Raw genomic sequence first — 23,375 nt, forward strand, 5'->3', positions numbered from 1 at the left:
ACAAGGCGGCGGTGATCAAGGGGCAGGCGGCGGCCGGCATCGCGCTGCCGCCCTTGCCCGATGATCTCCGCAGACAGGAGGCGCATGCGCCTGTTGTGGAAGGCGAGCCGGTCATCGCCATCCTCGCCCGCGAGCGCCAGGCGCTCGACCGCGCCAATGCCCGCCAGGGCCGCACCATTCGCTTCTATGACGACCTCACCAGCAGATTTGGAACACGCCGATGATGAATGCCATTTCGCTTGCCCTTGTTAATCCGATGCTGAGTGGCGGGGGCGGGGGCAGCGCAGACCCCGATCGCTACATGTTCTTCGCAACCCGCAATCGCATGCCGTCGGGCACGATCGTCACCGCCGCATCCGGCACGAATTACGTGTGCAGCAAGATCGTCGTCAACACGCCGCAGTATAAGACCAGAACCTTCCGCTTTCACTTGTCCGGCTTCGCCTCGACGGAAGGCGGAAACGCGCCGCAGGAGACGGTTGTCACCGGCACGATCGGCACGCCAGGCAATTCTGTGGTCGCCGATGCGATGTTCATCCGGGTCGCCGGTGTCTTTTACCAATGCACCTTCGCCGGCCTGAACACGGTGACGGTCGCCGATCAGACGAACGGCGCCTGGACCGATGAGCTGACGATTCCCGATGTCGCCCCGGAAAGCGAAATCGAAATCTGGCTGTTCTATCACACCGCCGTCGGCGACAAGATCTGGCCCGTCTACCGCATCCAGAAGCATCGCGGCGAGCGCGTCTGGGGTGCCGGCGATCTCGCCACCCTCCTGGCCTTCAAGGACACCCCGCTTGCCGACAGCACGGCGGCACTCGATACCAACTACGCCACGCAGACGCAGCCGCAATATTACGGCCCCGATTTCATGGTCGCCAAGGGCGATTGGGATGGAAGGCCGGTCGCGCTTGCTGTCGTCGACAGCCTGGGTGAGGCGCGCCAGCAGTTTTCCGCGGCTGCCGACGCGCGCGGCAATCTCGGCTGGTTTCGCCGCTGGCTCGACAGGAACGGCGGCATCGGCCGCATTCCCTTTTTGATGATCGGCATGCCGGGATCGGGCTCCGTGCGTGAGCTTACCGGCACCGGTGCGGCGATCGCGACCCGGCGCTGGGCCATTCTCGATGAGATCGCCACCTTCAACAGCGGCAAGAAGCCGTTCACCATCATTGCCAACCAGATGGGCCAGAACGACACGGCAGCCACCTACGCCGTCTTCTTCACCACCAACTACAGAAGCCTGATCACAAGGCTTCGGGCGCGCTATCCCGGCGTCAGGATCGTCGCCTTCCCGCCGCTCGGCCGCACCGTTTCCACCCGTACGGTGACCTTGACGTCGGTCGGCACAGTGGTAACCGCAACGATCGCATCCGGCATCAGTGGCCTGGCGACCGGCCAGACGGTTTCGATCTCCGGCGCTGCGCAGACGGAGTACAACGGCAATGTGGTGATCACGGTCACCGGGCCGACCACCTTCACCTATAATTTCGCCGGATCGGCGACGTCGCCGGCAACGGGCTCGATCAGCGCCAACGACCTCTATGCGAGAGCGGAGTATCAAAACGTCTCGGCCAACAACAGCTGGCCGGCGGACGGCACGGATGCCTCCGGCAAATGGCGCCTTCGCAACGACATTCTCGCCAAGACGAGCGGCTGCTGCGACGATGCGATCGACACCTATGCGGCATGGGTTTCCGGCGTCCGGGATGGCGTCTGGCCTGGTATGCTGGAGCTGCCGAGCACCACGGTGACGGTGCAGGCGGGAACCGACGGTGTCGCGAACTACACGACGATCGAGGTTGCGGATGCCAGCATTTTCGGGCCGGAACAAGAGATCAACACCTATGCCGGACCGGATGGCATTGCCCGCCTGTCAACGACCTCGATCGGCAGCATCTCCGGCAACACGATCACGATCTCGATCCCGCGCGCCACGGTGCTGCCGGTCGGCTCCATTGTCCGCCCGAGCGTCACGCCGGATGGCGTTCATCCCTATGGCGCCGTAATCGACCGTATCGCCGGCGGCATTCCCCAATCCGAAAAGCTGAAATTTTATCCCTAAGGCATAGCGAGCGGTTACAGAGATGACATCCAATGACGATATTCTCCGCGCTCTCGGGCGCGTCGAGGGAAGGCTGACCGGCATCGAGGAAAACGTGGCACTTCTGCGCAATGAGGTCAGCGATGAAAAGGCCAATGCCCACGATAGCCGCGCCGTGATCCATACGCGGCTCGACAACCAGGCAAGGCAGATCGCAAATCTCGATACCAGGGTGGCGATCAGCGGCGGTGTCGACGCGCAGATCCGCGAGGAGATCAAGAGCCTCAAGGGGACCGTCGAGAAGAACCAGGAGGCGGTGGCGCCGGCGCTGGAAGAATGGAAACGGATGAAATCGATCGGGTACGGGATATCGGGGCTGATCGCCTTTGCCGGGCTGACGATCGGGGGGATGATTGCCTATGCCAGCGACGGCGCGGTGGCAGCGTTAAGGCATTGGTTGAAGATCAGTTGAGCAATTGCTCACGTATTCCGTGCTGCTGCCATTTTGTTGACGACAACGGAGCAAGTAAAACAAATTCTAGACTTTGCTAACGAACAAATCTGTTCCGTGGTGGTTTTCCTCTCAGGAGGAAATAGTCATGAAGAGCATGAACCATCGCCAAGTTCGCATTCCCGGTCCGCGAGAGCATGATGTCGCCGAGCATTGCCGCAAGTTCGGTATCGGTCCGGCGGAGGAGAAGAAGCTGAAGAAGCTTCTCGGATCCCGCGCGCCGCTGCACGAGATCCAGGCCAACGCTCCGCCGCGGCAGCCGCGGTGGCGCTAGTGACGCTTCAACGACCTGTCACTCTTTCACGCCGCATTACGACGATGATTCAAAGAGTGAGAGAACGGAGCAACGAGCCCCAGAGGCGAGGGAGAGAAATCCCGCTAGCGGGCTTCCCAGGTCGCCGATAACGCTGCCGACCCACTCCGACTCGCTCAAAACCCCGCTCCGGCGGGGTTTTTGCTGGCTTGTGATGAAGTTCTCTGTCTTCCCCCGGGGTCGAAGCACACAAGTCTAACGATTGGAACATGACGGGAACAATTGTGACTTGTTCCTCCAGCGGATGTTCCCGCACGCGGGCCTATTTGCGGTGCCGTTCCCTGCGGAACTTCCGACAAAGACTGGCGTTGTGGCCGACGGACCGCGTAGCAGGTGTCGTCTCCTGTACCAACTGCTACCCCTGCAGTCGCTGCGCGGTCCACTCACCCATCTTATATGGCGGAAGCGCTCTGCTTCCTGGCGATGAACGGCAACGATCTCGGCCCGTCAACCGCTCGTGCAGACAAGGCGCGAGCCTTGCAAGCGGATCAATGCTGCAGCTGGCGCGACAGCATGAGGATGTAGTCGTCGGCGATATCGGCGACCACCATGGCGGCTTCTGCCGGCTGATATCCCTTGCAGACCGCGTCACTGACGATTTTCATCACCGCCGATTCAAGCGCCTCCCGGCAGTCGGACAGACTTTCGACATGCGGGGATTTTGCACGAAATTCTAAGACGTTATTCATTGCATACCCTCCATTTGATGTTGCCCGGCCCCTATGCGTGGAAGCTGCCTCTTCGCTAAGAGGCAGGCCACGGTTCCGGCGAACTGCTTCAGGAATAAGAAACGTTACCCTGAGGATACGATGGCACAGGGCCTGACGTATTCAAGCGTATGCTGATATTAAGGTAAGCCAGTAGGGTTAATTCGTCCGCTGATGTTGCATCGTGGCCTCGCAAGCAGATGCGGGGAGCTGTTAGAGTTCCACGCCGGCAAGTCCTATCCTGCTTCAGGCGCTGATGCGGCGGCCGGCCTTATCAGCCTCTTTGCGATTGGCGCCGTATTTTTCGATGATGTCTTTGGCATCCTCGTTGGAAATACGGTGTTTCTTCGCGAAGTAGATGACGTCGTAGGGTCCGTCGGTCGCGGCCGCGTTTTTCGTTTTGTCATTGGTCATGATTTTTCCTTTCATGGAAATGTAGAGCCGAGTGGCGCGTCACGTCAGGACGCGCCAGCTGCATCGTCTCATCAGGATTTGAGAGCCGGCATCACGTCAACGTCAGCCGGATGGGCTTCGTTCCGGATTATCGATGAGACCGGGCTGTCGTATGTTTTTCCCAGATCTGGGTTGCCTGAGCTGCGGTGCCGGTCTTGTGGAAGCGCAGCAGGTGAAGCCCTTCCGCCCGTCGTTTTTCGTCGAAGGCGCTGTTTTCGTAGTCGGAGCCTTCGACGATGCTCTCGCTTTGAAGAACGGCCTTCAGTTCCTGTACGAAGTGTCCGGTGATGTTGAAAAGAGTTTCGTTCTCGGGTGCCTGGTTCATGGTTTTCCCTATCGGTGGTCGCGTGCCATTAAACGCGATGCTCGCTCAGCAACCGCGTTGGTAAAAAGCATCAAGCAATCCGCGCCCCTATGGGAAGGCTGGTATCGGACAGCGCTTAGCCGTGTCTGTCTGGAGTTCCATATATGGTGCAGCAACGCCGCCCTGCGAATCGAGGGGGCACGGCAGGTCTGAAGGCCGCACCTTAAACCACTTGCCTCCCAGATACCATATCAATCGAAATGCCGAAGAATATGGAGGGAGCAGGACGGTCTTCGCTTTCCGAGTTTAAGGCAAGCGATCCGGGTTCCCACCAAAACGGTTGCTTTTGCAGAAGGGACCAGGCGTGGATGCGCTCGTCATGCCGGGCCGGCGTATCGGTCAGCTCATCAGAGGTACCCTGAACAAGCACGCTCTTCCACGTTCGGTTTTCGCTGAATTCTTCAACCTGAACACAGGCGGGTGAATTGGCCCGCAATAGATCAACCTTCAGGCCCGGCATGGAAAATATAAAAAGCCGGTCCTTTTCATACGCATAATGAATGGGAACGATATAGGGATATTTGTCGCCCAGACATGCCAGGTGCCCACGGGTGTGGCTTGCCAGAAAGGCGAGGCAATCTTGTTCACCCATTTCTCGCAATTGCATTTGCGTTGTCCAGTTCCGTCGTCAGCGTTACAGACCCTCGTTTGACAAGCACAGCGAGGCGCGTCTTGGCCGTGGTCCACGGTGTTCCAGCGCCTACCAGAACACATCCTTGAAGACGACATAGACGATAAAAGCCACGCTGATCGCCGGCGTCAATTTCACCAGAAAGTCGATATAGCGGAACTTGCCGACATGCTGGACCAGGCTTTTCCACGAATGGATGTTTACCGTGGCTGACATGATGCCCTCCTTTGGGGCCGGGGAACTCTAACGACCACTGAAGCAGTGCTCGTTCACAAACTGCCACTACACCAAATATGGGTGCCAAACGTCTGCGCGACAAGGCGTGGCCGATTCCCGGTCAGGCAGAGAGATCACGCCGCTGCGCACAATCGCCAAGCGCGGCGCGAGCGCGCCGCGAGGACGGGGCGCGCCCATAGAGGATTGTGCTTTTACCTCAACCATCGCTTCGATCAGTTTCAGGCGATCGAGTTTTTGCCGCTGATCGTCGTAGAGCCTGCCCAACAGCTCGTAGGCTAATCCCGAGGGGCTGCCTTTGACCAGTAGTCTCCCGATCACCATTTCCTGATGGGCAATGCGGCGCGCGGCCTTCACGATATGACAACGTGCAAGCTTGAGGTCTTTCGGCCGGTATCGTGTCGAAACCATATTCTTAGCTCCCCCGCATTTCCGTGATTCCTGAGAAAAACGGAAATACTCTAGCGAAAATCTTCGGCCTTGAGCGTGAAGTTGTTTCCGCGTCGATGCTGATAGGCTCTCGATGCGGCCTCCTGAATGGAAGAACGGGCGGCATCGAAGGCATTAAGGTATGCGGCCTCGGACGAACTCTGCGTGATAGTACTGCCGAGTGCGCCTTCTTCGACCAGAAACCGGACCTCGAACATGCCGTCATAGCCGGTGAAACGCACGCCTTTTCGCACTTCGTCGAAGCTCCGGCTTCTATTTGGAAAGATAAGTGCCATGGCGGTCGATCCTTGGAGGTGGGCGCGGGCCGTTGACTCGGAGCCGGCGATGAACTGGATGCACGTAGAGAACGAGGAGCTTGATGCCAAAGCCTGTCGGCATGTCCGACGCCGACCGATCTCAATGGCCGACCGATCTCAATGGCCGACCGATCTCAATGGCCGACCGATCTTAATGGATGGTCTGCACGATGACCCTGTTCTCAAGCAAGGCCTCGGACGTCTTGATCAAGCGTACCGTGTTCGCGATGACCTCGTCGGAATAAACAGGGTCCGCACGGGAAATTTCATCCGTCATGTCGCGGAGAACGCTGTTTATCTCAAGCAGAGACGGCACAAGGTCGAGCAATCCATCAGCCGCCAGCCCGTAAGCCAGGCGACCGATCGCCTCACTGAGGTGATCTAAAAGCGCTCGCCTTTCGGAAACCGCCAATGCCGACGGCCTTGTGAGGGTCGCTTCACCGTTGAACTGCATGATGCGTATCCTCCCCCCTCTAAATGGGTTTTGCGACGGCATTATCAATGGCTGCCGGCGAATGAGGTTGCGGCCAGGTGGCAAAGAGCGCAAGCTGAGCGATCGGCGGGCACGATAAGGGCACCGTCGCTTGGGGCGCGCACGTGAACCCTAGCCCCAATGAAGGAGGACACAATGTCTTCCCCATCTGATCCGTTTTTCGATGTCACCAATTTGAGAATGCTGGAGCGCATTCTTCGAAAGGCCGGTTTCCGTGGCGGCGAAACTTACGCGATCGATATCAGCGAGATCAGCGCGACGAGTTTCCTCATTCATTGTTTCCAAATAGGCATCGTCGATGAGGCCGCGCTGAGATCGGCTTTGAGAATGTATCTTGCAACCCAGTTGAGTTCGAACCCGCGTCCTCAGGCGATCGAAGACGCGTCTTTTGCAAGATGGCAGGATGACGGCGGCGCTCCGGAGAAGGCCTATCGGATTGGCCGGTATACGGCGCCCCGGCGTGCCAACGCATCGCGACGGCCGGTCGGTTATCGCTTTCCAAAAACCAGGCTGCCTGAACGATGATCGGTGAAGGCCGCCGAACGCGACAGGGCAGAATTATCGCTTCTAAATCGCCGCATCGAACCTGATTCATGTTCGTAGTTAGGCGTGTCGTTTTTCCTGAACGGCTACACGCGTCTGAACGGCATGCATCGCGATCTGATGTGACACGACGAAAAAGGATGAAAACATGTCCCGGAACCGCGCCGATCAAAAGGACGACGCCGGGAAACGCGCGATCATCGCTTCGGCGCAGAAGAGCGCAACGTCAAGCCCGACTGCCGACGATCTGATCACACAGGCTCGTCACGCCCGCTCACCGTCGGCCGAGCACGGGATCGATAGGGGTGCTAACCAAGCCTATGGTGTGGCGCGGACACACAAAGGTCCGTTCGACAACGCCACGGCATTCAGCGCGCCCACCTACGAGCATGATCTCCCGACGAGGCAGCAATTGGAGGCCGCCCAACGCAGCCAATCCGATGCGATAAATCAGCAGGAGGCAAACCGTCAAAGAGGCAACCACGGCAGTCAGACAAAGAGGGCGAAGCGGAAATCTCCCTGAGCAGACGTAGGGCGAGAGCGACCGCATTCTGCAGGTACGCATCCATGTCTTCGCCGACCAAGCCGAACACGGTTCGAACGCCACCACGCCGGTCGGTCGAAAGCCCGCTCTCACGGGCTTCTCCTTTCAACCTTCAACTTGAGCCCTCAGGCCGCGCTGAACGGCACGGCGACGAAGGTCTTGCTACCAGACGCGGCCTTCAGACCGCGGCAAATGGCACGGCGACAAAAGTCTTGATACCGTCGCGTTCGACGAGCAGCAGCACCGATTTGCGGCCGGCCTTGCCGGCGTCGGCAATCGCGGCCTTGACGTCGCGGCTGTTGTGAACCAGCTTATCGTTGACCGAGACGATGACATCGCCCGACTGGATGCCGGCGGCAGCGGCCGACTTGTCGGGATCGACGCTGGCGACCACCGCGCCGCTGACGGCGCGCGGCAGGTTGAGCTGCTGGCGCATGTCGACTGTCAGGTCGGCAAGTCCGATCCCGAGGCTCGGCTGGCCACTGCTCTCGCCCTTGTTGTCCGAGCTTTCGGCCGCAGCCTGCTTCTGGCCGTCCTCATTGCCGCCGACAGTGACGTTGAGATCGATCGTCTTGCCGTCGCGCCAGATGCCAAGGGATTTTTTGGCGCCCGGCGAAAGGTCGGCCACCAGCCGCGACAGATCCTTCGGCGTCTTGACGGTCTCGCCGCCGACCGAGGTGACGATATCGCCCGGCTTAACGCCGGCCTGCGCCGCCGGCGTATCGGCGGTAACGGCGGCAACCAGCGCCCCGCCTGTCTTGTCGAGGCCGACGGCATCGGCGACGTCTTTCGTCACCGGCTGGATCTGCACGCCGAGATAGCCGTGATCGATCGAGCCGTTTTTCTGCAGCTTGGCGACGATCGCCTTGGCTTCATCCGAGGGGATGGCGAAGCCGACGCCGACGCTGCCGCCGTTCGGCGAATAGATCGCAGTGTTGATGCCGACGACATTGCCGCTGCGGTCGACGAGCGGTCCGCCGGAATTGCCATGGTTGATCGGCGCATCGATCTGGATGAAATCGTCATAGGGCCCGCTGTGCAGGTCGCGGCCGCGCGCCGAGACGATGCCTGCCGTCACCGTCGTGCCGATGCCGAAGGGGTTGCCGATCGCCAGGATCTGGTCGCCGAGCTTCAACTGGTCGGAATCGCCCCAGGCAATCGTCTGCAGGGGCCTGGGCGCCTCGATCTTCAAGACGGCGACATCGGATTTCGGGTCGGTGCCGATCAGCTTGGCCGGCAGTTCCGTGCCGTCGTCCAGCGTCACCTTGATGTCGATGGCATTGTCGATGACATGGTTGTTGGTGACGATCACGCCGTCCGGGCTGATGATGAAGCCGGAGCCGAGCGCCATCGCCTGCTGGGAAGGCCGGTTTTTCGGTGCTTGGTGCGGCAGCGGGATGCCTTGATCCTCGAAGAACTGGCGGAACTGCTCGTCCATCGGCGAGTCCTGTTGGTCGGCGCTGACGTCGGTCGCCTTCATTGTCGTGGTGATGGTGACGACGGCAGGTTTGTCGGCATCGACGATGGACGCGAAGGAGCCGCTCGCGGCCAAGACGCCGCCGCTATCGGCTGGCGCGGCAATGGCGTTCGAGCCGTTGATGGTGAAGGGCAGACAGGCCGCGCCGGCGATGATGGCCGCCCCGACCAGCGCTGCAGCGCGGTGTTTGCTTAAGATGTGTGACATGGTGATGGTCCCTTGCGAGAGTGTTGGCTTTGGATGGCGTCGTGGTTCCACGTCTTGGGACCTGGCGTCGGATGGCGTTTGGCGCCAATGCCTCCGATCGCAGCGCAGTCGTTGGGGTGGCGACCGGGACAATCGAAGAATTCGCGCTCGGGATTCATATGATCGCGGCCGGCGGATTTACAAATTAAATATTGATCATGTTTATATTGCCGATTTGTAAGACATTACTGGAATTTAATCTTTGTGCCGACGGTTTTTGAACCGGGTGCCCACGCCGGCAATTCCGGCCGGGGTTTTGCTTCGCAGCGCGTTCTCCTCAGCGATTTTCATTCGAAAATAAATGGACTTATTCCCGAAGCCGGTGATCCGCTCGCCGCATGCGCCCGTAATTTTGCCGACAGATGATCATGCTGCTGTTTCTGGAAATTGTCTGCCCGAAACCTATTGCGAATATAAAATGTTAGTAGACTCTAAATTAATTCTTCTGCAGAAAGTAAAGACTGCGAATCGACGGGGTTTCGCGGTGGCATATGAGGGGCGATGAGCAAGGCAGCAGGGCAGGGGCGCAACGGCAAGCGCGGCGCGCATGTGACGTTGAGCGATGTGGCGAAGAAGGTCGGCGTCAGCCCGATCACCATCTCGCGCGCGCTTCGTAATCCTGAGATCGTCTCGGAGGATCTGCGCGAGGTGATCCTGCGCACGGTCGACGAGATGGGTTATATCCCCAATCTTGCCGCCCGGGCGCTGGCCGGCCGCCACAACGGCAGCGTCGGCGTCATCACGCCCGCCTTGCATCAATACGGCTTCACCGGCCTGATGACCGGTATGGAGGATCGCTTCCGCGGCACCGAGTTCACCGTGCAATATTCCAATACGCTGAACCATGGCGAGGGGGAGGCCGGCCTGCTGAAATCTTTCCTGACGCAGAAGCCGGCCGGCGTCATCATCGCCGGCGCCGAATCCTATCGTGATCTTTTGCCGCTGATCGAGCGTGCTGCCTGTCCCATCGCCCATATCGCCGATCTCAGCCAGGAGCCGCAAACCCTGGTCGTCGGCCTCGATCACTATGCGGCCGGCGCCGAACCCACCCGTTTCCTGCTGTCGAAGGGCTATAACAGGATCGCTTTCATGGGCCGCGGCGCGGATGTCCGCTCGCGCCGCCGCATCGAAGGCTATGAGGCTGCGATGCGGGAAGCCGGGCGTTTCGACCCCGATCTCATTATCGGCGGCGATGCGCCAAGTCGCACCGGCCTCGGCAGGCAGCTGTTTTCCAGCCTGTTGCAGCGCGTGCCGGATATCGATGCGGTCTTTGCCCAGAGCGACGAACTGGCGCTTGGCGTTCTCATCGAATGCGCCGTGCGCGGCATCCGCGTGCCGGAGGATGTCGGCATCTGCGGCTTCAACGATCTGGAATTTTCGGCCTTCACCGAGCCGTCGCTGACGACGGTGCACATACCGCGCTACGATATCGGCTACCGCGTCGCCGACATGCTGCTGCGCGCCGTCCGCGGCGAGCCAGCTGATGAAGACAAGGCTGACTTGGGCTTTACCATTATTCCGCGGGGTTCGACGCGGTAATCTGGTCAGACACACCGACAATAGACGTGGAGCCTAGCCTTGCGGAAGCTTGGACTGGGCATAGTCAAGATTATTCCGTATATGGGTGAAATGACAATCACTGTGCTGAAAAATGGATAAGGCGGGACTGTCTTTTGACAGAATGCGCACCTTTATTCGCGTCGCCGAGCGCAGCAACCTGTCGATGGTCGCAAAGGAACTGGGCGTCGGCCAATCCACCGTGACGCGGCACCTCAATGAACTTGAGGAGGCTGTCGGTGTGCCTCTTCTCAGCCGAACCACGCGTCGCGTCACCCTTACGGAAGAAGGTAGTCGCTACTATACCAACTGCCTTCAGATATTGCGCCTGGTCGAACAGGCTGCTGAAGAAGCCAGAGATGCCCGTCAAGCCCCTGCTGGCGCAGTTCGCCTTTCCTGTACCGCAGCACTTGGCGTAATGCATGTCACGCGAATGATCTTTGACTTTCAGGACAGGCACCCGGATATCCGCGTCGACCTCAACCTGACGGACGAGCGTATCGACCTGGTTCGCGAAGGCGTCGACGTGGCGCTCCGTCTTGGACCTCTCGCCGACAGCTCGATGAAGCTTCATGCGCTCGGAGAGAGCCAGCGGCTGCTGGTCGGCGCTCCGGCTTATTTTTCTGTCCGCGGACGGCCGCAGCGCCCGGCCGATCTGTCGCGCCACGAAACCGTTGTGATGTCCAACGTGGCAGGCAGCAATCAGCTCCTTCTTTCCTCTCCCGATGGCGCCAGCCTGATGGTCCCGGTCAGCGGCCGTTTGCGCGTCGATCACGGGCTTGCGGCGCGCGAAGCCCTTGCCGCCGGCCGCGGCATTGGTCCCACACATCTCTGGCTGGTTCACGATCTTCTGGAAGACGGCCGGCTAGAGGTCGTGCTTGGCGACTATCGGCCTTCGCCGGTTCCTGTAAGCTTGCTGATAGTTCCGGAGCGTGCAGCCATTGCCCGCGTTCGACTCCTCGTCGACTTTCTGGCCGCCGAGGTCGCTAAGCTGCCGGGAATCCGGCCATCGTAAGCCTCTTGTTTTCAGGCATCCCGTTCTCGCAAAACCGCTGCCGCACCTTTGCGAGACGCTTCAACCTCCGAAAGAGCGCTTGTCGCCGCGCCACCCCGACGTCCGCAGAAACTGCTCCCAGCCGAGCGTTCCGGGATTCAGGCGACGGCTCCATTCGAGATCGTGCTCCTTGCCGAAATAGCCATACTCGACAGCATATTCGACCATCCCGAGAATCTCTCGAACGAGAAGTTCGTTGGCGGCAAACTCCGGAAAATAGGCGAGCAGGCCGTCCCTGGTGAACGCATTTCGATACTCGGCCTTGAGGCCGGTCACGCGTTGAAAGGTTTCGACCATCTCGCGCGGAGAAATGATATCGCCGACGATCGGCAGCGTTTTGCCGTTGTAGCGCTCGGGGTTCGAGAAGATCTCGAGGACAACAGGCCCGGTCGCCGTCAGCGGATCGACAAAAGGTGCTGCGAAATCTTCCGGCAGATAGATCGGCAAGAGCAGGGTGTCGCCTTCCATGCGCGGCGCATAATATTCACTTAGATTCGTATAGAAGAATGCCAGCATAATGAAGGAATGAGAGATCGGCAGGCCGCGAATGTAATCTGCAACGCGCGCTTTATCGGTAAAATGCGGCGCATATTTCGTCCCACCGGTGATCTTGTCGATATTCTCGAGCGTGCTGAACACAATGTGCCCGACGCCGGCCTCGACGGCCGCATCCGCCAGCTGCCGGCCGAGCGGAGCCTCGCTTGTCTCCGGCGGGGCGATCGGCGGCGTCATCAGAAAGGCGCCATCCGCGCCCTTGAACGCAGCAACGAACTCATTCTGGCGGCCGAGTTCGAGAGGCACGGTGGCGATTTCAGCGCCGAGCTTCTCAAGACGTAGAGCTTCGGGCGAATCCTTTTTCCGAGTGAAGGCACGGACGCGGAAGCGCTGGCTCTCAAGAAGCGTTGCAACGACGCTGCGCCCCTGTTTGCTCGTTGCACCGGTAACCGCGATCAATGGCTTGTTGTCTGTAGACATAGCTTCATCCTTTCCCTGTCATTTGCCGCCGACCAGAGTGGCAGGCGTCTTTACAAGGCAGCGCAGTCGGTCCGTGCCGATAGCCACCTCGACTGTGTCTACCCTATCGAAACAGGCTCTATCGCTGTAGATGGCTGAAAAGCATAAGATAATGCCGTTTTATGGATAAGTGGCGCCCGGCCGGGCGCCGATACCAGTCGGTAGCGCATCACGGATCGGAAACACCGGCAGTCAGGGAAGGACGGGCGGCTCGATCTCTGCCATCCACATCACTTTTCGCAAAGCCTTCGGCCGCCGGAATATGGCTGATAGGTACAATCGGACGGTCGAAAGGAGCGGTAGCTGCGCGAGCAGGCGGTGATGTTACAGGACTGCGGCGCGCCTTGGCCCTCGACGGCTGCTTCTGTCGATCGCACTCCGTCCAACGTCGGTTCGGTCGTCGCCTCGCGCATGAAGTCCCGCCAAATATGCGCTGGCAGGGCGCCGCCGGTCACCCCCTTCATCGGCGCGTCATCGTCATTTCCAACCCAGACACCGACGACGAGGGCTTCCGTAAAGCCGACGAACCAGGCATCACGATTGTTCTGGCTCGTGCCGGTCTTACCGGCGGCAAACGTGCCGGGATCTGCTCCGCGTCCAGTACCGCGCTCGACCACCAACTGCAGAAGGCCGAGGAGATCGGACTGGTAGGGCGAAAGATCGACATTCGGCTTTGATTGTGAGCCAACGCGAAACGTCTTGGGCTGCCCTGCCGCTTGAAAGTCGATGATGCCCCAGGGTTTGACAGGGGCCCTGCCGAATTTGACGGACGCATAGGCGCTGGTGAGGTTAAGCAGATTTACTTCGGATGTGCCAAGCGCCAATGACGGCGTGTTGGCCAGTGGCGCATCGATGCCGAGTTCGCGCGCGGCTGCGATCACATTGTCTAGACCCACCTCTTGCGCAAGCGTCACTGACGCGGCATTGAGCGATCGCGCGAACGCCTCGGCAAGCGTTACCCAACCGCGATAGTTGCCACCGTAATTTTCTGGCGACCAGCCGTCAATGTCTATTGGCGCGTCCAGAACCTGGTCGGACAGAGTGAGCCCAGCCTTCAATGCTGCGTAATAGACGAACAGCTTGAAGGTGGAACCCGGCTGGCGCATCGCGGTGACGGCGCGGTTGAACTGGCTCGCCTTGTAGTCGCGCCCGCCAACCATCGCAACGACCGCGCCGTCGGGCGTCATCGCAACCAACGCCGCCTGCGATGCTGCGACCGTCTTTCCTTCACTGTCCAGGGCTCTTTTCACGACCCTTTCGGCGATCTGCTGCAATGTCGGCACCAGCGTGGTGCGCACCGTAGTCGAACCCGGCGAGGAGCCGGCGATTTCGCTCGCTTGCGGCGAAATCCAGTCGGCAAACCAGCTTCCGGAACGCGGCGTTGGTGTCGTTGGGTGCAGGCTGGCAAAGCTCGTCTTGGCTTCCGCCGTCTGCGGCGCGGTGATCTTGCCATTGGCCGCCATCGCATCGAGGACGACCATGGTGCGCTGCCGGGCGCCTTCGAAATTGTCGATGGGATTCCATTGGCTCGGCGCCCGCAGCAATCCCGCCAGCATCGCCGACTCAGGCAGGTTGAGGGCGCCGACATCCTTGTTGAAATAGATGCGCGCGGCGGCAGGCATGCCGGTAGCCCCCGCGCCAAGATAGACGCTATTCAGATAGCGCGTCAGGATTTCCGCCTTGCCGAGCTTCCACTCCAGCCAGAATGCGATCACGACCTCCTGAATCTTTCGTTTTATTGTTCGGTCGCTGTCGAGGTATTGCAGCTTGATCAGTTGCTGGGTGATAGTGCTGCCACCCTCCACCACCGAGCCGGCCTCCAAGTTCCGCAGAAGCGCCCTCGCGATGCCCCTGGGATCGATGCCGAAATGACCCATGAACCGGCGATCCTCAATCGAAAGGACGGCATCGATCAGATGGGGTGGAAACTGGTCGTATCGAGCATATGGCCCTTGATAAGGTCCCTGTCTTACCAGCGGCGCGCCGTCGGCGGTCTCCAGCACCACGACCGGCTTTAACGTTCCATCCCGGATTTCGCTCCAGGGCACGTCTTTCAGTGCCCACACCAGAATGCTTCCGACGAGGAGGCAGACAACAAGGAAGGACCCGAGAGCGAATTTCCACCAGCCCGTAATGAGCGATGCGCTCCAACGGCTTTCACGCTTTGAACGCCGATCGCGAATACCGCGCCCGGCTTTGACCAAAGCAGTCGCCATCCAGTTGTGCGGAGCTGGCGGGATTCCAAGCGGCGCCGACCTCCTTGGCTTCGTCCTCCAAGAAAATGCGGCCGTCTTGATCTTTGCCACAGCAGAACTTGCCTGCAAATCTTGACGTATCGCACGTAATAGAGTCCTGACGGCCCGTCTGGTTTGGTCGAAGGATCCGTGGGGCGGCTGCGGGTCTTCGACTTGGGTGGTTCCCGGCGAATCCAAGGCGGCCGCTTGCGCTGCCGAATCTGGGGTCTGATCGCGACCCGAGCTCGAGCTGCTAACGCTTTCACCTGAGGATTCGGGAGAATTGGGCATCGATTACCGCTAAAAAGCCAACGCACAATGACCTATATAGCCGGGGATGCGGACTGTTCCACCGCAAAAGGCCCCAACGGACTGCTGCGATGACAATGACGGCAACCATGCACCAGACATCGAGAGGGCAACCGCCACGTTGAAGCCGCTCTCAGCCAGCCAGGAGGTCAAGACTTGGCGAGGGGATCAGAGCTGGGCTTCGAGAGAAGTAACGGGGTTTCTCCTGCCTCCCAGGACCATTTCAGATAGCCGCAATCGGCCGAAAGCCGAGGTGGAGAGCTTGTCGCAACGTCCCAGGACCTGATCGATTTCATTACTGCAATTTGCGCCATCGCCGTTCGGCAGGAATCCGCCGGCCGCAGTCACCGGATTCGGCCTCGCATAAGAGGCCAGTGTTGCTGGCCCCTTATCTCTTATCAAATATCACTTGCAGCGCTCGACCAGAGATCGGCCGCTTCGGCGGCGGTCATGCGGCGCACCTCGGCCTCGTGGCTGCGGCTGGCGAAGAGTTCGCTGGCCATGATCTGTTCGGCAAGATCGGCCGGCAGCGAGAGGATGACGCGGCCTTCGCCATTGTGCAGGCCGCCGAGTTCGGTACGCTTACCCGTCACCATGCCGCCGGCAACCGTATTGTTGGTCTCCGGGTCGATCAGGATGAAGGAGCCGGACAGCCGGTTCTGCTCATAGGGGTCGAAGATCGCCGCTTCCTCGAAGACAAGCCGGACTTTGCCGATGGCGTTCATGTAGAGCCGCTGGGCAGCAGTCCAGGTGCCGGTCTTCAGCTCGAGTTGACTGAGCGGCTGCACCTGAACGCGCTGGCGGCGCGAACCGCTCTTCAGCCAGTAGCGTTTTCCGGGCTCGATGCCCTCAGGCTGCAGCGCGACGATCTGCGCGTCGAAGGCAAGGCCGACCTGCGGCTGGGCGTCGATCGAGACGATCATGTCGCCGCGCGCCACATCGACCTGGCGGTCGAGCACCAGCGTGATCGCGTCGCCGGCAACGGCAGCGTTGCGAACGAGATCGAAGGTGACGATCTTCGAGACATTGGCGACCATGCCCGACGGCAGGATCATGACGCTGTCGCCTGGCTTGACCGAGCCGCCGGCAACCGTGCCCTGATAGCCGCGGAAGCTTTCGCCCGGGCGCGACACGCGCTGCACCGAGAGCCGGAAGCCGACCGTCTGCGACGAGCGTACGGTCGCAAGCTCCAGCGTCTCCACCAGCGTCGGGCCGCTGTACCACGGCATGGCGGCCTGGGCGGAATAGACGACGTTTTCGCCCTTCAGCGCCGACATCGGAATGGCGGTGATCTGCTTGACGCCGAGCGACAGGGCAAATTCCCGGAATTCATGGGTGATCTTGTCGAAGCCGGCGCGGTCGTAGCCCGTCAGGTCGATCTTGTTGACGGCAAGCACGAACTGCTTGATCCCGAGCAGCGAGGCGATCGTCGCATGACGGCGGGTCTGCTCGAGAATGCCGAAACGGGCATCGACCAGCAAGATGGCGAGGTCGGCCGTCGAGGCGCCGGTCGCCATGTTACGGGTATATTGCTCGTGGCCGGGCGTGTCGGCGACGATGAAGGAGCGCTTGTCGGTCGAGAAATAGCGATAGGCGACATCGATGGTGATGCCCTGTTCGCGCTCGGCCTGCAGGCCGTCGAGCAGCAGCGCGAAGTCGGGCAGGCCGAGATCGTTCTGCTTGCCGGTGGAATCGCGCTGCAGCGTGGCGGCCTGGTCTTCCTTGACCGCCTTGGTGTCCCAGAGCAGGCGGCCGATCAAGGTCGATTTGCCGTCATCGACGCTACCGCAGGTAATCAGGCGCAACGGGCGCGTGTCGCGCTGGGCCTTCTGCGGCTCGGCGGCGGGCAGGCTGACGACGGTGGCGGCCGAGACGGCGGTTTGGGCTGCGGTCATCTCAGAAATATCCTTCACGCTTCTTCTTTTCCATGGAGCCGGACTGGTCGCGGTCGATGGCGCGGCCCTGGCGTTCGGACACCGTTGCGATTTCGAGTTCGGCAATCACCTCTTCGAGGGTGGTCGCCTGTGAGCGGATGGCGCCGGTCAGCGGGAAGTCGCCGAGGGTGCGGAAGCGGATCATGCCTTCCTGGCGGACTTCGCCGGGCAGCAATTCCAGGCGCGGATCCTCGGCCAGGATCATCATGCCGTCGCGCTCCACGAACGGCCGCTTCTTGGCGTAATAGAGCGGCACCAGCGGAATGTCTTCGGCCTGGATGTAGCGCCAGATGTCGACCTCCGTCCAGTTCGACAGCGGGAAGGCGCGCACGCTCTCGCCCTTGCGGATCATGCCGTTATAGACGTTCCACAGTTCCGGCCGCTGGTTGCGCGGATCCCAGCGATGGTCCGGGGTGCGGAAGGAATAGATCCGCTCCTTGGCGCGGCTGGCTTCCTCGTCGCGCCGCGCGCCGCCGAAAGCGGCATCGAACTGGCCGGCATCGAGCGCCTGGCGCAGGCCTTCGGTCTTCATGATGTCGGTGAAGGCCGCCGAACCGTGGGTAAACGGCGTGATGTTTTCGGCCGCGCCGCGCGGATTGATGTGTTCGATCAGATCGAGTTCGTACTTCTTGGCGGTCGCGTCGCGGAAGGCGATCATCTCCCGGAATTTCCAGCCGGTGTTCACATGCAACAGCGGGAAGGGCACGCGGCCGGGATAGAAGGCCTTGCGCGCCAAGTGCAGCAGCACCGAGGAATCCTTGCCGATCGAATAGAGCATGACCGGACGCTCGAATTCGGCGGCGACCTCGCGGAAGATGTGGATGGATTCGTTTTCCAGCGCCTTGAGATGCGGGTCGAGTGGCGCCTTGGCGCTCTGGGGATTGCTGAGTTCCGTATCCGGACGGCTATCGGGCATGTTTTACTCCAGACTGTCGATCCTTTGCGGTTTGCCGCAAAGCAGTTCCTGATGCTGGCTTTCCCAAGGCTGCGGCGGTGGCCGCGCCCGGGTTCGGTAAGCCGTGAATTTGATTATTGTGCGGCGATCACCGCGGCCTCTTCGGCGACATGCAGGCCGCATTCGCGCGTCTCGTCCTGCTCCCACCACCAGCGGCCGGCGCGTTCCGGCTCGCCGGGCTTGATTGCCCGCGTGCAGGGCTCGCAGCCGATCGAGGGATAGCCACGCTGATGCAGCGGATTGACCGGCACGCCGTTGTCGGCCACGAAGGCCTTGATTGCCTCCAGGTCCCAATCGGCGAGCGGATTGACTTTCAAGAGGTGGCGTTCGGCGTCGTATTCGGCAAACGGCGTTTCGGCGCGATTGGCCGATTGGCCACGGCGCAGGCCGGTGATCCAGATCGCAGCGCCTTCCAGCGCACGCGCCAGCGGCTTCAGCTTGCGCACGCCACAGCAGGCATGCCGGGCTTCGACACTCTCGTAGAAACCGTTGAGGCCGTATTGCGCCGCATAGGCGTCGATGTCGGCCTGTTCGGGCTCGAAGCGGCGGATCTGAATGTCGTACTGGCTTTCCGTCTCTTCGATCAGCGACAGCGTCTCGGCAAACAGCCGGCCGGTCTGCAGCGTCGCAACATCGATCGGCAGCCGGTGTGTGCCGATCTCGGCGGCGATCACCTGGTCCTCGATGCCGAGCGAGGTGGTGAACACCACGCGGCCGCCGAGGCCGGAGACCAGCGACAGACGTCCGGCGAGGTCAAGACCCGCCAGCGCGTCGTTCAGCGCCTCGGCTCTAGCAATCGGCCCTTCTTCCGCAATCGTATTGTTAACAGTCATGGGAATCCTGTCCTTTGTTGACGGGAGTATCGCAGCTCAGGCTAGGGTCGGACAGAAAAAGGGATTTCGAAAGCTGCGGCCGGAGGAGCAAATATCTCTCCGAAGCTGCCGCGATGCAGAAAAGCAGCCGCCCGCGGACGAAATCCGCGTTGGCAGCCTGAATGTCTATAAGATTTGTAGACTTACACGCGGCCTGTCAATCCGAAATCTGAAGTGATGCCGAAAAAGATGCGGAAGACGCGGTTTAGGCGTAAATTGCGCCGGCTCGGCCGAGGGTGAAAACAAGGCCGAAAACGCTTGATCCTCAAGGCTTTCTCCGGTGCGTTCAAATTCCGTTCATGCTGGCTATGCCATAGAGGCGAAAGTACTTCCGTAGCGGTGCGAAGATTCGTGCCGCCTGTGTGTGTCGATGGTCTGAGATGATTACGCAAAAGGCGAAATATGCGCTGCGGGCGCTGACGGTTCTGGCGGATGCCGATGCTGACGAACCGGTGATGATTTCCGATATCGCCGCGCAGCAGAAGATCCCGAAAAAGTTTCTCGAACAGATCCTGCTCGACCTGAAACATCACGGCATCGTCGTCAGCCGCCGCGGCAAGCAGGGCGGTTATCTCCTCTTGAAACCCGCCCACACCATCACCTTCGGCGAGATCCTGCGCATCGTCGACGGCCCGCTCGCGCCGCTTCCGTGCCTGTCGATCACCGCCTATCGAAAGTGCGACGATTGCGACGGCGAGCAGAACTGCCAGATCCGCCACGTCTTCGCCAAGGTGGCTGACGCCACCCGCAAGGTGCTGTTTTCGACGACCATCGCCGATGCCGCCCAGCCGGCCCGCACCGCCGAAGTCACCCGGCTGCTCGCCTGAGCGACGATCGGCCGGTTTGCCCAGTGCTGTTGCTCGTCATTCACAACGGCAGGGTGTTGCGACCATCGCGGATGCCGTGGGTCGAAGTCACGCCTCTCGTGGACCGATCTCAGCTTTCCGCCAGTTCCCTGGCGCGCCGGGCCCTGATCGCTGCGGCAATGAAGACGCGCGACAGGCCGTGATAGAGCGGCTCTCGCGACAACAGGCGCGAGGTGACGTAGCCGATCATCGATACCGCCATGATCGGGATGACGGCCTGGTGATCGCCAGTCATTTCCAGAATGATGACGAAGGCCGTCATCGGCGCCTGCACCACGCCGGAGAAATATCCGGCCATGCCGAGGATCGCCGCAAGCGCGATGCCGCTGCCCATCAACTGGCCGACCGTGCTGCCGAAACCGGCGCCGATGGCGAGTGAGGGCGCGAAGATGCCGCCCGGAATTCCCGAAATCATCGACAGGAAGCCGGCAGCAAGCTTTTCGAGGAAGAACAGCAGGGGCAGGGGATTGCCTTCGACCGCGCCCTTCGCCTGGTCGTAGCCGGTTCCGAAGGTCGTACCATCAGACAGGATACCGATGACGGCGACGGCGAGGCCGCAGGCCGTTGCCAGCATGACCATCCGCCGCAGCGGCTGCGAATGCGTGAAGCGGCGGACATGCTGGCCGATATGGAGCGCAAGCCCGCTGAAGGCCGCACCGAGCGCGCCGCCGCCGATGCCGCAGACGAACACCAGTTCCCAGTCGCGCAGCGATGCCGGCGCCACCGCGGTAGAGCCGAAATAATTGTAGCTGCCGGCAAGCCCGAGGGCGGCAAGGCCGGACAGGATGACGGCGGTCAGAACCAGGCCGTTGGCGCGCGATTCATAGGTCCGGCTCATCTCTTCGATCGCAAAGACGATGCCGGCGAGCGGCGTGTTGAAGGCGGCGGCGATGCCGGCCGCCGAACCGGCAAGGATCAGTCCGCGGGCCTGCGCCATGCCGCCGAAGCGGGCAACCGCCAGCATGATCGATGCGCCGACCTGCACGGTCGGCCCTTCGCGGCCGATCGATGCGCCGCTGAGCAGCCCGAGCACCGTCAGCACGATCTTGCCGAAGACCAGCCGCAGCGACAGCAGGCGGGTGCGGTCTTCCGGATCGCGCAGGTGCCGGGCGGCAATCGCCTGCGGAATGCCGCTGCCCTGCGCATTCGGGAAAAACGTTGCGGCAAGAGTGGCCGACAGCATGAAGCCGAGCGGCGTAATGACGAGCGGCAGCAAAAAGCTCCATTCGCCGGAGGTGGTCACGCCGGCAAAAGCGCGCTGGGCGAGATCCGCCAGCCTGGCAAAGCCGACGCTGATGACGCCGATCGCAAAGGCGCCGAACCAGAAGATCAGCCGCGGGCGCCAGAGCGCGAGGGAACCCCATAGAACACGGGATCGACGAAGAAGTCTGGACTTGCGATACAACACGGGCATGCCGGAGCGGATGTTGAACAGAGCCTCTTCCTAAACCGGTTTGCAGGGAAAGAACCATCTCTTTCTTCGAAATTCGCCGCCGACGAACTTCGCCGACAGGCAACGATAGCTCTCTCCAACCATCACCGATCGCTCACCGCCGCCCTTGGATTGACCCACGGTTCCTGGTTCGAGCGCGCCAGCGGCTGTTTGCCGAGGATATGGTCGGCGGCCTTTTCGCCAGTCATGATCGACGGTCCGTTGAGGTTGCCGTAGGTGACGTGCGGGAAGATCGAGCTGTCGGCGACGCGCAAGGCCTCGACGCCGATCACCCGGGTCTGCGGATCGACCACTGCCATCGGATCGTCCTTGGCGCCCATCTTGCAGGTGCCGCAGGGGTGATAGGCGCTTTCCAGATGTTCGCGCAGGAAGGCGTCGATCTCTTCGTCGCTTCGTACATTTTCGCCCGGCTGGATTTCCGGTCCTCGATAGTTCGCGAAGGCGCTCTGCCCGAAGAGCTCGCGGGTGAGGCGCACGCAGTGGCGGAATTTCTCCCAGTCCTCGGCATGGCTCATATAGTTGAAGCGCAGCACCGGGTCGGCCTTGGGATCGGCGGAGCGCAGCGTCACGCTGCCGCGCGATTTCGACAGATTGTAGCCGACATGCACCTGGAAGCCGTGGCTTTTGGCCGCCGCCTTGCCGTCATAGCTGATCGCCACCGGCAGGAAATGGTACTGGATGTCGGGTTGCTTCAGCCCGGGCGCGGAGCGCAGGAAGGCACAGGCTTCGAACTGGTTCGAGGCGCCGAGCCCGCCCTTGGAAAGCAGCCATTGCGCGCCGGCCACGCCTTGCCAGAACCAGGGCAGCCAGGAATAGAGCGACACCGGCTTGGTGCTCACCTGCTGGAAGTAGAATTCCATATGGTCCTGCAGGTTGGCGCCGACGCCCGGCCGGTCGGCCTTCACCTCGATGCCCATTTCTTGGAGATGGCCGCCCGGACCGATGCCCGACAGCATTAGCAGCTTCGGCGAATTGAACGAAGAGGCCGAGACGATCACCTCGCGGCTTGCCTTGACGACCTCTATTTTGCCGTTGCGCTCGATCTCGACGCCGGTCGCCCGGCCGTCCTCGATGACGATCCGGCGCGCCAGGCCGTAGATGATCCCGACATTTTTCCGCTTCAGCGCCGGTTTCAGATAAGCGTTGGCGGCTGACCATCGGCGGCCGGAAAAGATGGTCTGCTCCATCAATCCGAAGCCTTCCTGCTTGCTGCCGTTATAATCCTCCGTCGTCTCGAAGCCCGCCTGTTTGCCGGACTCGATGAAGGCGTGGAACAGCGGATTGGTGAAGCCGCCGCGCTGAACGTGCAGCGGCCCGTCGCTGCCGCGCCAGCCTTCCTCGCCGCCATGCGAATGCTCCATCCGCTTGAAATAGGGGAGAACATCGGCATAGGCCCAACCGCCGGCGCCGAGTTCCTCCCAGCGGTTGAAATCCTCAGCATGGCCGCGCACATAGACCATGCCGTTGATCGAGGAGGAGCCGCCGATCACCTTGCCGCGCGGCGCGGTGATGCGCCGGTTGTTGAGATTGGGCTCCGGTTCGGAAAGATAGCCCCAATTGTAGCGCTTCATGCTCATCGGCCAGGCAAGCGCTGCCGGCATCTGGATGAACGGCCCGAAATCGCTGCCACCGGCCTCAATGACGAGGACGCTATTCTTGCCGTCTTCAGAGAGGCGATAGGCGAGCGCCGAGCCGGCGGAGCCGGAGCCGATGATGACGAAATCTGCTTGCATGGTTTTTTCTCTCGCGTTTTGCTTCAGCCGTCGCGGCGCGTCGCCCCCTCATCCGGCTGCCCCCACCTTCTCCCCAAAGGGGAGAAGAGAC

At 61.1% G+C, this 23,375-nt stretch carries 25 protein-coding genes; 9 read left to right on the plus strand and 16 right to left on the minus strand.

Translation table 11 applies throughout. From position 1 onward, the window contains the following. The first annotated feature begins 11 nt into the window (after positions 1 to 11). The 4 genes from HJB89_RS07905 (at position 12) to HJB89_RS07920 (ending at position 2,826) form a co-directional block, all read left to right on the plus strand. Positions 12 to 224, plus strand: coding sequence for a hypothetical protein (locus tag HJB89_RS07905; protein WP_221117065.1), 213 nt, complete (start codon positions 12 to 14; stop codon positions 222 to 224). Then, positions 221 to 2,062, plus strand: coding sequence for a hypothetical protein (locus HJB89_RS07910; protein ID WP_221149509.1), 1,842 nt, complete (start codon positions 221 to 223; stop codon positions 2,060 to 2,062). Before HJB89_RS07905 ends, HJB89_RS07910 begins: the two co-directional genes overlap by 4 nt. Positions 2,063 to 2,084: 22 nt before the next feature. Next, positions 2,085 to 2,513, plus strand: coding sequence for a DUF1515 domain-containing protein (locus HJB89_RS07915; RefSeq protein WP_221117032.1), 429 nt, complete (start codon positions 2,085 to 2,087; stop codon positions 2,511 to 2,513). Positions 2,514 to 2,640: 127 nt separating this feature from the next. Then, positions 2,641 to 2,826 (plus strand): hypothetical protein, encoded by a 186-nt coding sequence (locus HJB89_RS07920; protein WP_207583389.1) that lies wholly within the window; start codon positions 2,641 to 2,643, stop codon positions 2,824 to 2,826. A 527-nt stretch (positions 2,827 to 3,353) separates the two neighbouring features. Here the strand turns inward: HJB89_RS07920 and HJB89_RS07925 are convergent. The 8 genes from HJB89_RS07925 to HJB89_RS07960 form a co-directional block, all read right to left on the minus strand. After that, positions 3,354 to 3,554 (minus strand): hypothetical protein, encoded by a 201-nt coding sequence (locus HJB89_RS07925; protein WP_207583390.1) that lies wholly within the window; start codon positions 3,552 to 3,554, stop codon positions 3,354 to 3,356. Positions 3,555 to 3,818: 264 nt separating this feature from the next. Continuing rightward, positions 3,819 to 3,986, minus strand: a complete 168-nt coding sequence (locus tag HJB89_RS07930) for a hypothetical protein (protein ID WP_003587904.1) — start codon at positions 3,984 to 3,986, stop codon at positions 3,819 to 3,821. A gap of 127 nt (positions 3,987 to 4,113) precedes the next feature. Continuing rightward, positions 4,114 to 4,350: a hypothetical protein gene (locus tag HJB89_RS07935; RefSeq protein WP_207583391.1), complete on the minus strand. Its 237-nt coding sequence runs from the start codon at positions 4,348 to 4,350 to the stop codon at positions 4,114 to 4,116. Between the two features lie 202 nt (positions 4,351 to 4,552). Beyond that, complete coding sequence (locus tag HJB89_RS07940) at positions 4,553 to 4,996, minus strand: pyridoxamine 5'-phosphate oxidase family protein (RefSeq protein WP_207583392.1); 444 nt, start codon at positions 4,994 to 4,996, stop codon at positions 4,553 to 4,555. A 93-nt stretch (positions 4,997 to 5,089) separates the two neighbouring features. Continuing rightward, positions 5,090 to 5,236 carry a hypothetical protein gene (locus HJB89_RS07945; protein WP_207583393.1) on the minus strand — a complete coding sequence of 49 codons (147 nt, stop codon included), beginning with the start codon at positions 5,234 to 5,236 and terminating at the stop codon, positions 5,090 to 5,092. 66 nt (positions 5,237 to 5,302) lie between these two features. After that, positions 5,303 to 5,665: a hypothetical protein gene (locus tag HJB89_RS07950; RefSeq protein WP_207583394.1), complete on the minus strand. Its 363-nt coding sequence runs from the start codon at positions 5,663 to 5,665 to the stop codon at positions 5,303 to 5,305. A 50-nt stretch (positions 5,666 to 5,715) separates the two neighbouring features. Further along, positions 5,716 to 5,979: a DUF1488 domain-containing protein gene (locus HJB89_RS07955; RefSeq protein WP_164010733.1), complete on the minus strand. Its 264-nt coding sequence runs from the start codon at positions 5,977 to 5,979 to the stop codon at positions 5,716 to 5,718. A gap of 172 nt (positions 5,980 to 6,151) precedes the next feature. Continuing rightward, positions 6,152 to 6,454 carry a hypothetical protein gene (locus HJB89_RS07960; protein ID WP_207583395.1) on the minus strand — a complete coding sequence of 101 codons (303 nt, stop codon included), beginning with the start codon at positions 6,452 to 6,454 and terminating at the stop codon, positions 6,152 to 6,154. A gap of 174 nt (positions 6,455 to 6,628) precedes the next feature. On the opposite strand from HJB89_RS07960, the gene HJB89_RS07965 reads away from it, so the two are divergent. Both HJB89_RS07965 and HJB89_RS07970 read left to right on the plus strand, forming a co-directional pair. Then, positions 6,629 to 7,018, plus strand: coding sequence for a hypothetical protein (locus HJB89_RS07965; RefSeq protein WP_207583396.1), 390 nt, complete (start codon positions 6,629 to 6,631; stop codon positions 7,016 to 7,018). Positions 7,019 to 7,184: 166 nt separating this feature from the next. Continuing rightward, complete coding sequence (locus HJB89_RS07970; RefSeq protein ID WP_207583397.1) at positions 7,185 to 7,559, plus strand: hypothetical protein; 375 nt, start codon at positions 7,185 to 7,187, stop codon at positions 7,557 to 7,559. A gap of 199 nt (positions 7,560 to 7,758) precedes the next feature. Here HJB89_RS07970 and HJB89_RS07975 read toward each other — a convergent pair whose 3' ends face one another. Beyond that, a complete protein-coding gene (locus tag HJB89_RS07975; protein WP_207583398.1) occupies positions 7,759 to 9,264 on the minus strand; it encodes a DegQ family serine endoprotease in 1,506 nt (501 codons plus the stop codon). Between the two features lie 540 nt (positions 9,265 to 9,804). On the opposite strand from HJB89_RS07975, the gene HJB89_RS07980 reads away from it, so the two are divergent. Both HJB89_RS07980 and HJB89_RS07985 read left to right on the plus strand, forming a co-directional pair. Beyond that, on the plus strand, positions 9,805 to 10,842 hold the full coding sequence (locus HJB89_RS07980; protein ID WP_221132166.1) for a LacI family DNA-binding transcriptional regulator: 1,038 nt from the start codon (positions 9,805 to 9,807) through the stop codon (positions 10,840 to 10,842). A 112-nt stretch (positions 10,843 to 10,954) separates the two neighbouring features. Beyond that, the gene (locus tag HJB89_RS07985; RefSeq protein ID WP_221117029.1) at positions 10,955 to 11,875 is read left to right on the plus strand and encodes a LysR family transcriptional regulator; all 921 of its coding nucleotides are present in this window, start codon (positions 10,955 to 10,957) and stop codon (positions 11,873 to 11,875) included. A gap of 60 nt (positions 11,876 to 11,935) precedes the next feature. Here HJB89_RS07985 and HJB89_RS07990 read toward each other — a convergent pair whose 3' ends face one another. The 5 genes from HJB89_RS07990 to HJB89_RS08010 form a co-directional block, all read right to left on the minus strand. Then, complete coding sequence (locus tag HJB89_RS07990) at positions 11,936 to 12,889, minus strand: NmrA/HSCARG family protein (RefSeq protein WP_221132165.1); 954 nt, start codon at positions 12,887 to 12,889, stop codon at positions 11,936 to 11,938. 269 nt (positions 12,890 to 13,158) lie between these two features. Next, a complete protein-coding gene (locus tag HJB89_RS07995; RefSeq protein ID WP_221149510.1) occupies positions 13,159 to 15,453 on the minus strand; it encodes a PBP1A family penicillin-binding protein in 2,295 nt (764 codons plus the stop codon). A gap of 416 nt (positions 15,454 to 15,869) precedes the next feature. Further along, a complete protein-coding gene (cysN, locus tag HJB89_RS08000) occupies positions 15,870 to 17,366 on the minus strand; it encodes a sulfate adenylyltransferase subunit CysN (protein ID WP_207583403.1) in 1,497 nt (498 codons plus the stop codon). A gap of 1 nt (position 17,367) precedes the next feature. After that, on the minus strand, positions 17,368 to 18,321 hold the full coding sequence (cysD, locus tag HJB89_RS08005; protein ID WP_207583404.1) for a sulfate adenylyltransferase subunit CysD: 954 nt from the start codon (positions 18,319 to 18,321) through the stop codon (positions 17,368 to 17,370). Positions 18,322 to 18,434: 113 nt separating this feature from the next. After that, positions 18,435 to 19,193, minus strand: coding sequence for a phosphoadenylyl-sulfate reductase (locus HJB89_RS08010; protein WP_221149511.1), 759 nt, complete (start codon positions 19,191 to 19,193; stop codon positions 18,435 to 18,437). A 419-nt stretch (positions 19,194 to 19,612) separates the two neighbouring features. Between HJB89_RS08010 and HJB89_RS08015 the strand changes: the two genes are divergently transcribed. After that, the gene (locus tag HJB89_RS08015) at positions 19,613 to 20,059 is read left to right on the plus strand and encodes an Rrf2 family transcriptional regulator (RefSeq protein ID WP_007626992.1); all 447 of its coding nucleotides are present in this window, start codon (positions 19,613 to 19,615) and stop codon (positions 20,057 to 20,059) included. Positions 20,060 to 20,168: 109 nt separating this feature from the next. On the opposite strand, the gene HJB89_RS08020 is transcribed toward HJB89_RS08015, so the two are convergent. Then, positions 20,169 to 21,512, minus strand: coding sequence for a chloride channel protein (locus HJB89_RS08020; RefSeq protein WP_207583406.1), 1,344 nt, complete (start codon positions 21,510 to 21,512; stop codon positions 20,169 to 20,171). A 122-nt stretch (positions 21,513 to 21,634) separates the two neighbouring features. Then, the gene (gene betA / locus HJB89_RS08025; RefSeq protein ID WP_221149512.1) at positions 21,635 to 23,284 is read right to left on the minus strand and encodes a choline dehydrogenase; all 1,650 of its coding nucleotides are present in this window, start codon (positions 23,282 to 23,284) and stop codon (positions 21,635 to 21,637) included. Positions 23,285 to 23,375 lie beyond the last annotated feature (91 nt).

The sequence above is a fragment of the Rhizobium sp. NZLR8 genome (assembly GCF_019685025.1).
Lineage (GTDB): Bacteria > Pseudomonadota > Alphaproteobacteria > Rhizobiales > Rhizobiaceae > Rhizobium.

What these genes read in the sequence shown, in the direction of transcription:
- HJB89_RS08010 (WP_221149511.1), bottom strand. Translation starts at nt 19,193, where the DNA reads ATGACTGTTAACAATACGATTGCGGAAGAAGGGCCGATTGCTAGAGCC.
- HJB89_RS07930 (WP_003587904.1), bottom strand. Translation starts at nt 3,986, where the DNA reads ATGACCAATGACAAAACGAAAAACGCGGCCGCGACCGACGGACCCTAC.
- cysD (WP_207583404.1), bottom strand. Translation starts at nt 18,321, where the DNA reads ATGCCCGATAGCCGTCCGGATACGGAACTCAGCAATCCCCAGAGCGCC.
- HJB89_RS07985 (WP_221117029.1), top strand. Translation starts at nt 10,955, where the DNA reads ATGGATAAGGCGGGACTGTCTTTTGACAGAATGCGCACCTTTATTCGC.
- HJB89_RS07980 (WP_221132166.1), top strand. Translation starts at nt 9,805, where the DNA reads ATGAGCAAGGCAGCAGGGCAGGGGCGCAACGGCAAGCGCGGCGCGCAT.
- HJB89_RS07990 (WP_221132165.1), bottom strand. Translation starts at nt 12,889, where the DNA reads ATGTCTACAGACAACAAGCCATTGATCGCGGTTACCGGTGCAACGAGC.
- HJB89_RS07925 (WP_207583390.1), bottom strand. Translation starts at nt 3,554, where the DNA reads ATGAATAACGTCTTAGAATTTCGTGCAAAATCCCCGCATGTCGAAAGT.
- HJB89_RS07965 (WP_207583396.1), top strand. Translation starts at nt 6,629, where the DNA reads ATGTCTTCCCCATCTGATCCGTTTTTCGATGTCACCAATTTGAGAATG.
- betA (WP_221149512.1), bottom strand. Translation starts at nt 23,284, where the DNA reads ATGCAAGCAGATTTCGTCATCATCGGCTCCGGCTCCGCCGGCTCGGCG.
- HJB89_RS07995 (WP_221149510.1), bottom strand. Translation starts at nt 15,453, where the DNA reads ATGCCCAATTCTCCCGAATCCTCAGGTGAAAGCGTTAGCAGCTCGAGC.
- HJB89_RS07975 (WP_207583398.1), bottom strand. Translation starts at nt 9,264, where the DNA reads ATGTCACACATCTTAAGCAAACACCGCGCTGCAGCGCTGGTCGGGGCG.
- HJB89_RS07970 (WP_207583397.1), top strand. Translation starts at nt 7,185, where the DNA reads ATGTCCCGGAACCGCGCCGATCAAAAGGACGACGCCGGGAAACGCGCG.
- HJB89_RS07920 (WP_207583389.1), top strand. Translation starts at nt 2,641, where the DNA reads ATGAAGAGCATGAACCATCGCCAAGTTCGCATTCCCGGTCCGCGAGAG.
- HJB89_RS07915 (WP_221117032.1), top strand. Translation starts at nt 2,085, where the DNA reads ATGACATCCAATGACGATATTCTCCGCGCTCTCGGGCGCGTCGAGGGA.
- HJB89_RS08020 (WP_207583406.1), bottom strand. Translation starts at nt 21,512, where the DNA reads ATGCCCGTGTTGTATCGCAAGTCCAGACTTCTTCGTCGATCCCGTGTT.
- HJB89_RS07955 (WP_164010733.1), bottom strand. Translation starts at nt 5,979, where the DNA reads ATGGCACTTATCTTTCCAAATAGAAGCCGGAGCTTCGACGAAGTGCGA.
- HJB89_RS08015 (WP_007626992.1), top strand. Translation starts at nt 19,613, where the DNA reads ATGATTACGCAAAAGGCGAAATATGCGCTGCGGGCGCTGACGGTTCTG.
- cysN (WP_207583403.1), bottom strand. Translation starts at nt 17,366, where the DNA reads ATGACCGCAGCCCAAACCGCCGTCTCGGCCGCCACCGTCGTCAGCCTG.
- HJB89_RS07935 (WP_207583391.1), bottom strand. Translation starts at nt 4,350, where the DNA reads ATGAACCAGGCACCCGAGAACGAAACTCTTTTCAACATCACCGGACAC.
- HJB89_RS07950 (WP_207583394.1), bottom strand. Translation starts at nt 5,665, where the DNA reads ATGGTTTCGACACGATACCGGCCGAAAGACCTCAAGCTTGCACGTTGT.
- HJB89_RS07910 (WP_221149509.1), top strand. Translation starts at nt 221, where the DNA reads ATGATGAATGCCATTTCGCTTGCCCTTGTTAATCCGATGCTGAGTGGC.
- HJB89_RS07960 (WP_207583395.1), bottom strand. Translation starts at nt 6,454, where the DNA reads ATGCAGTTCAACGGTGAAGCGACCCTCACAAGGCCGTCGGCATTGGCG.
- HJB89_RS07940 (WP_207583392.1), bottom strand. Translation starts at nt 4,996, where the DNA reads ATGCAATTGCGAGAAATGGGTGAACAAGATTGCCTCGCCTTTCTGGCA.
- HJB89_RS07945 (WP_207583393.1), bottom strand. Translation starts at nt 5,236, where the DNA reads ATGTCAGCCACGGTAAACATCCATTCGTGGAAAAGCCTGGTCCAGCAT.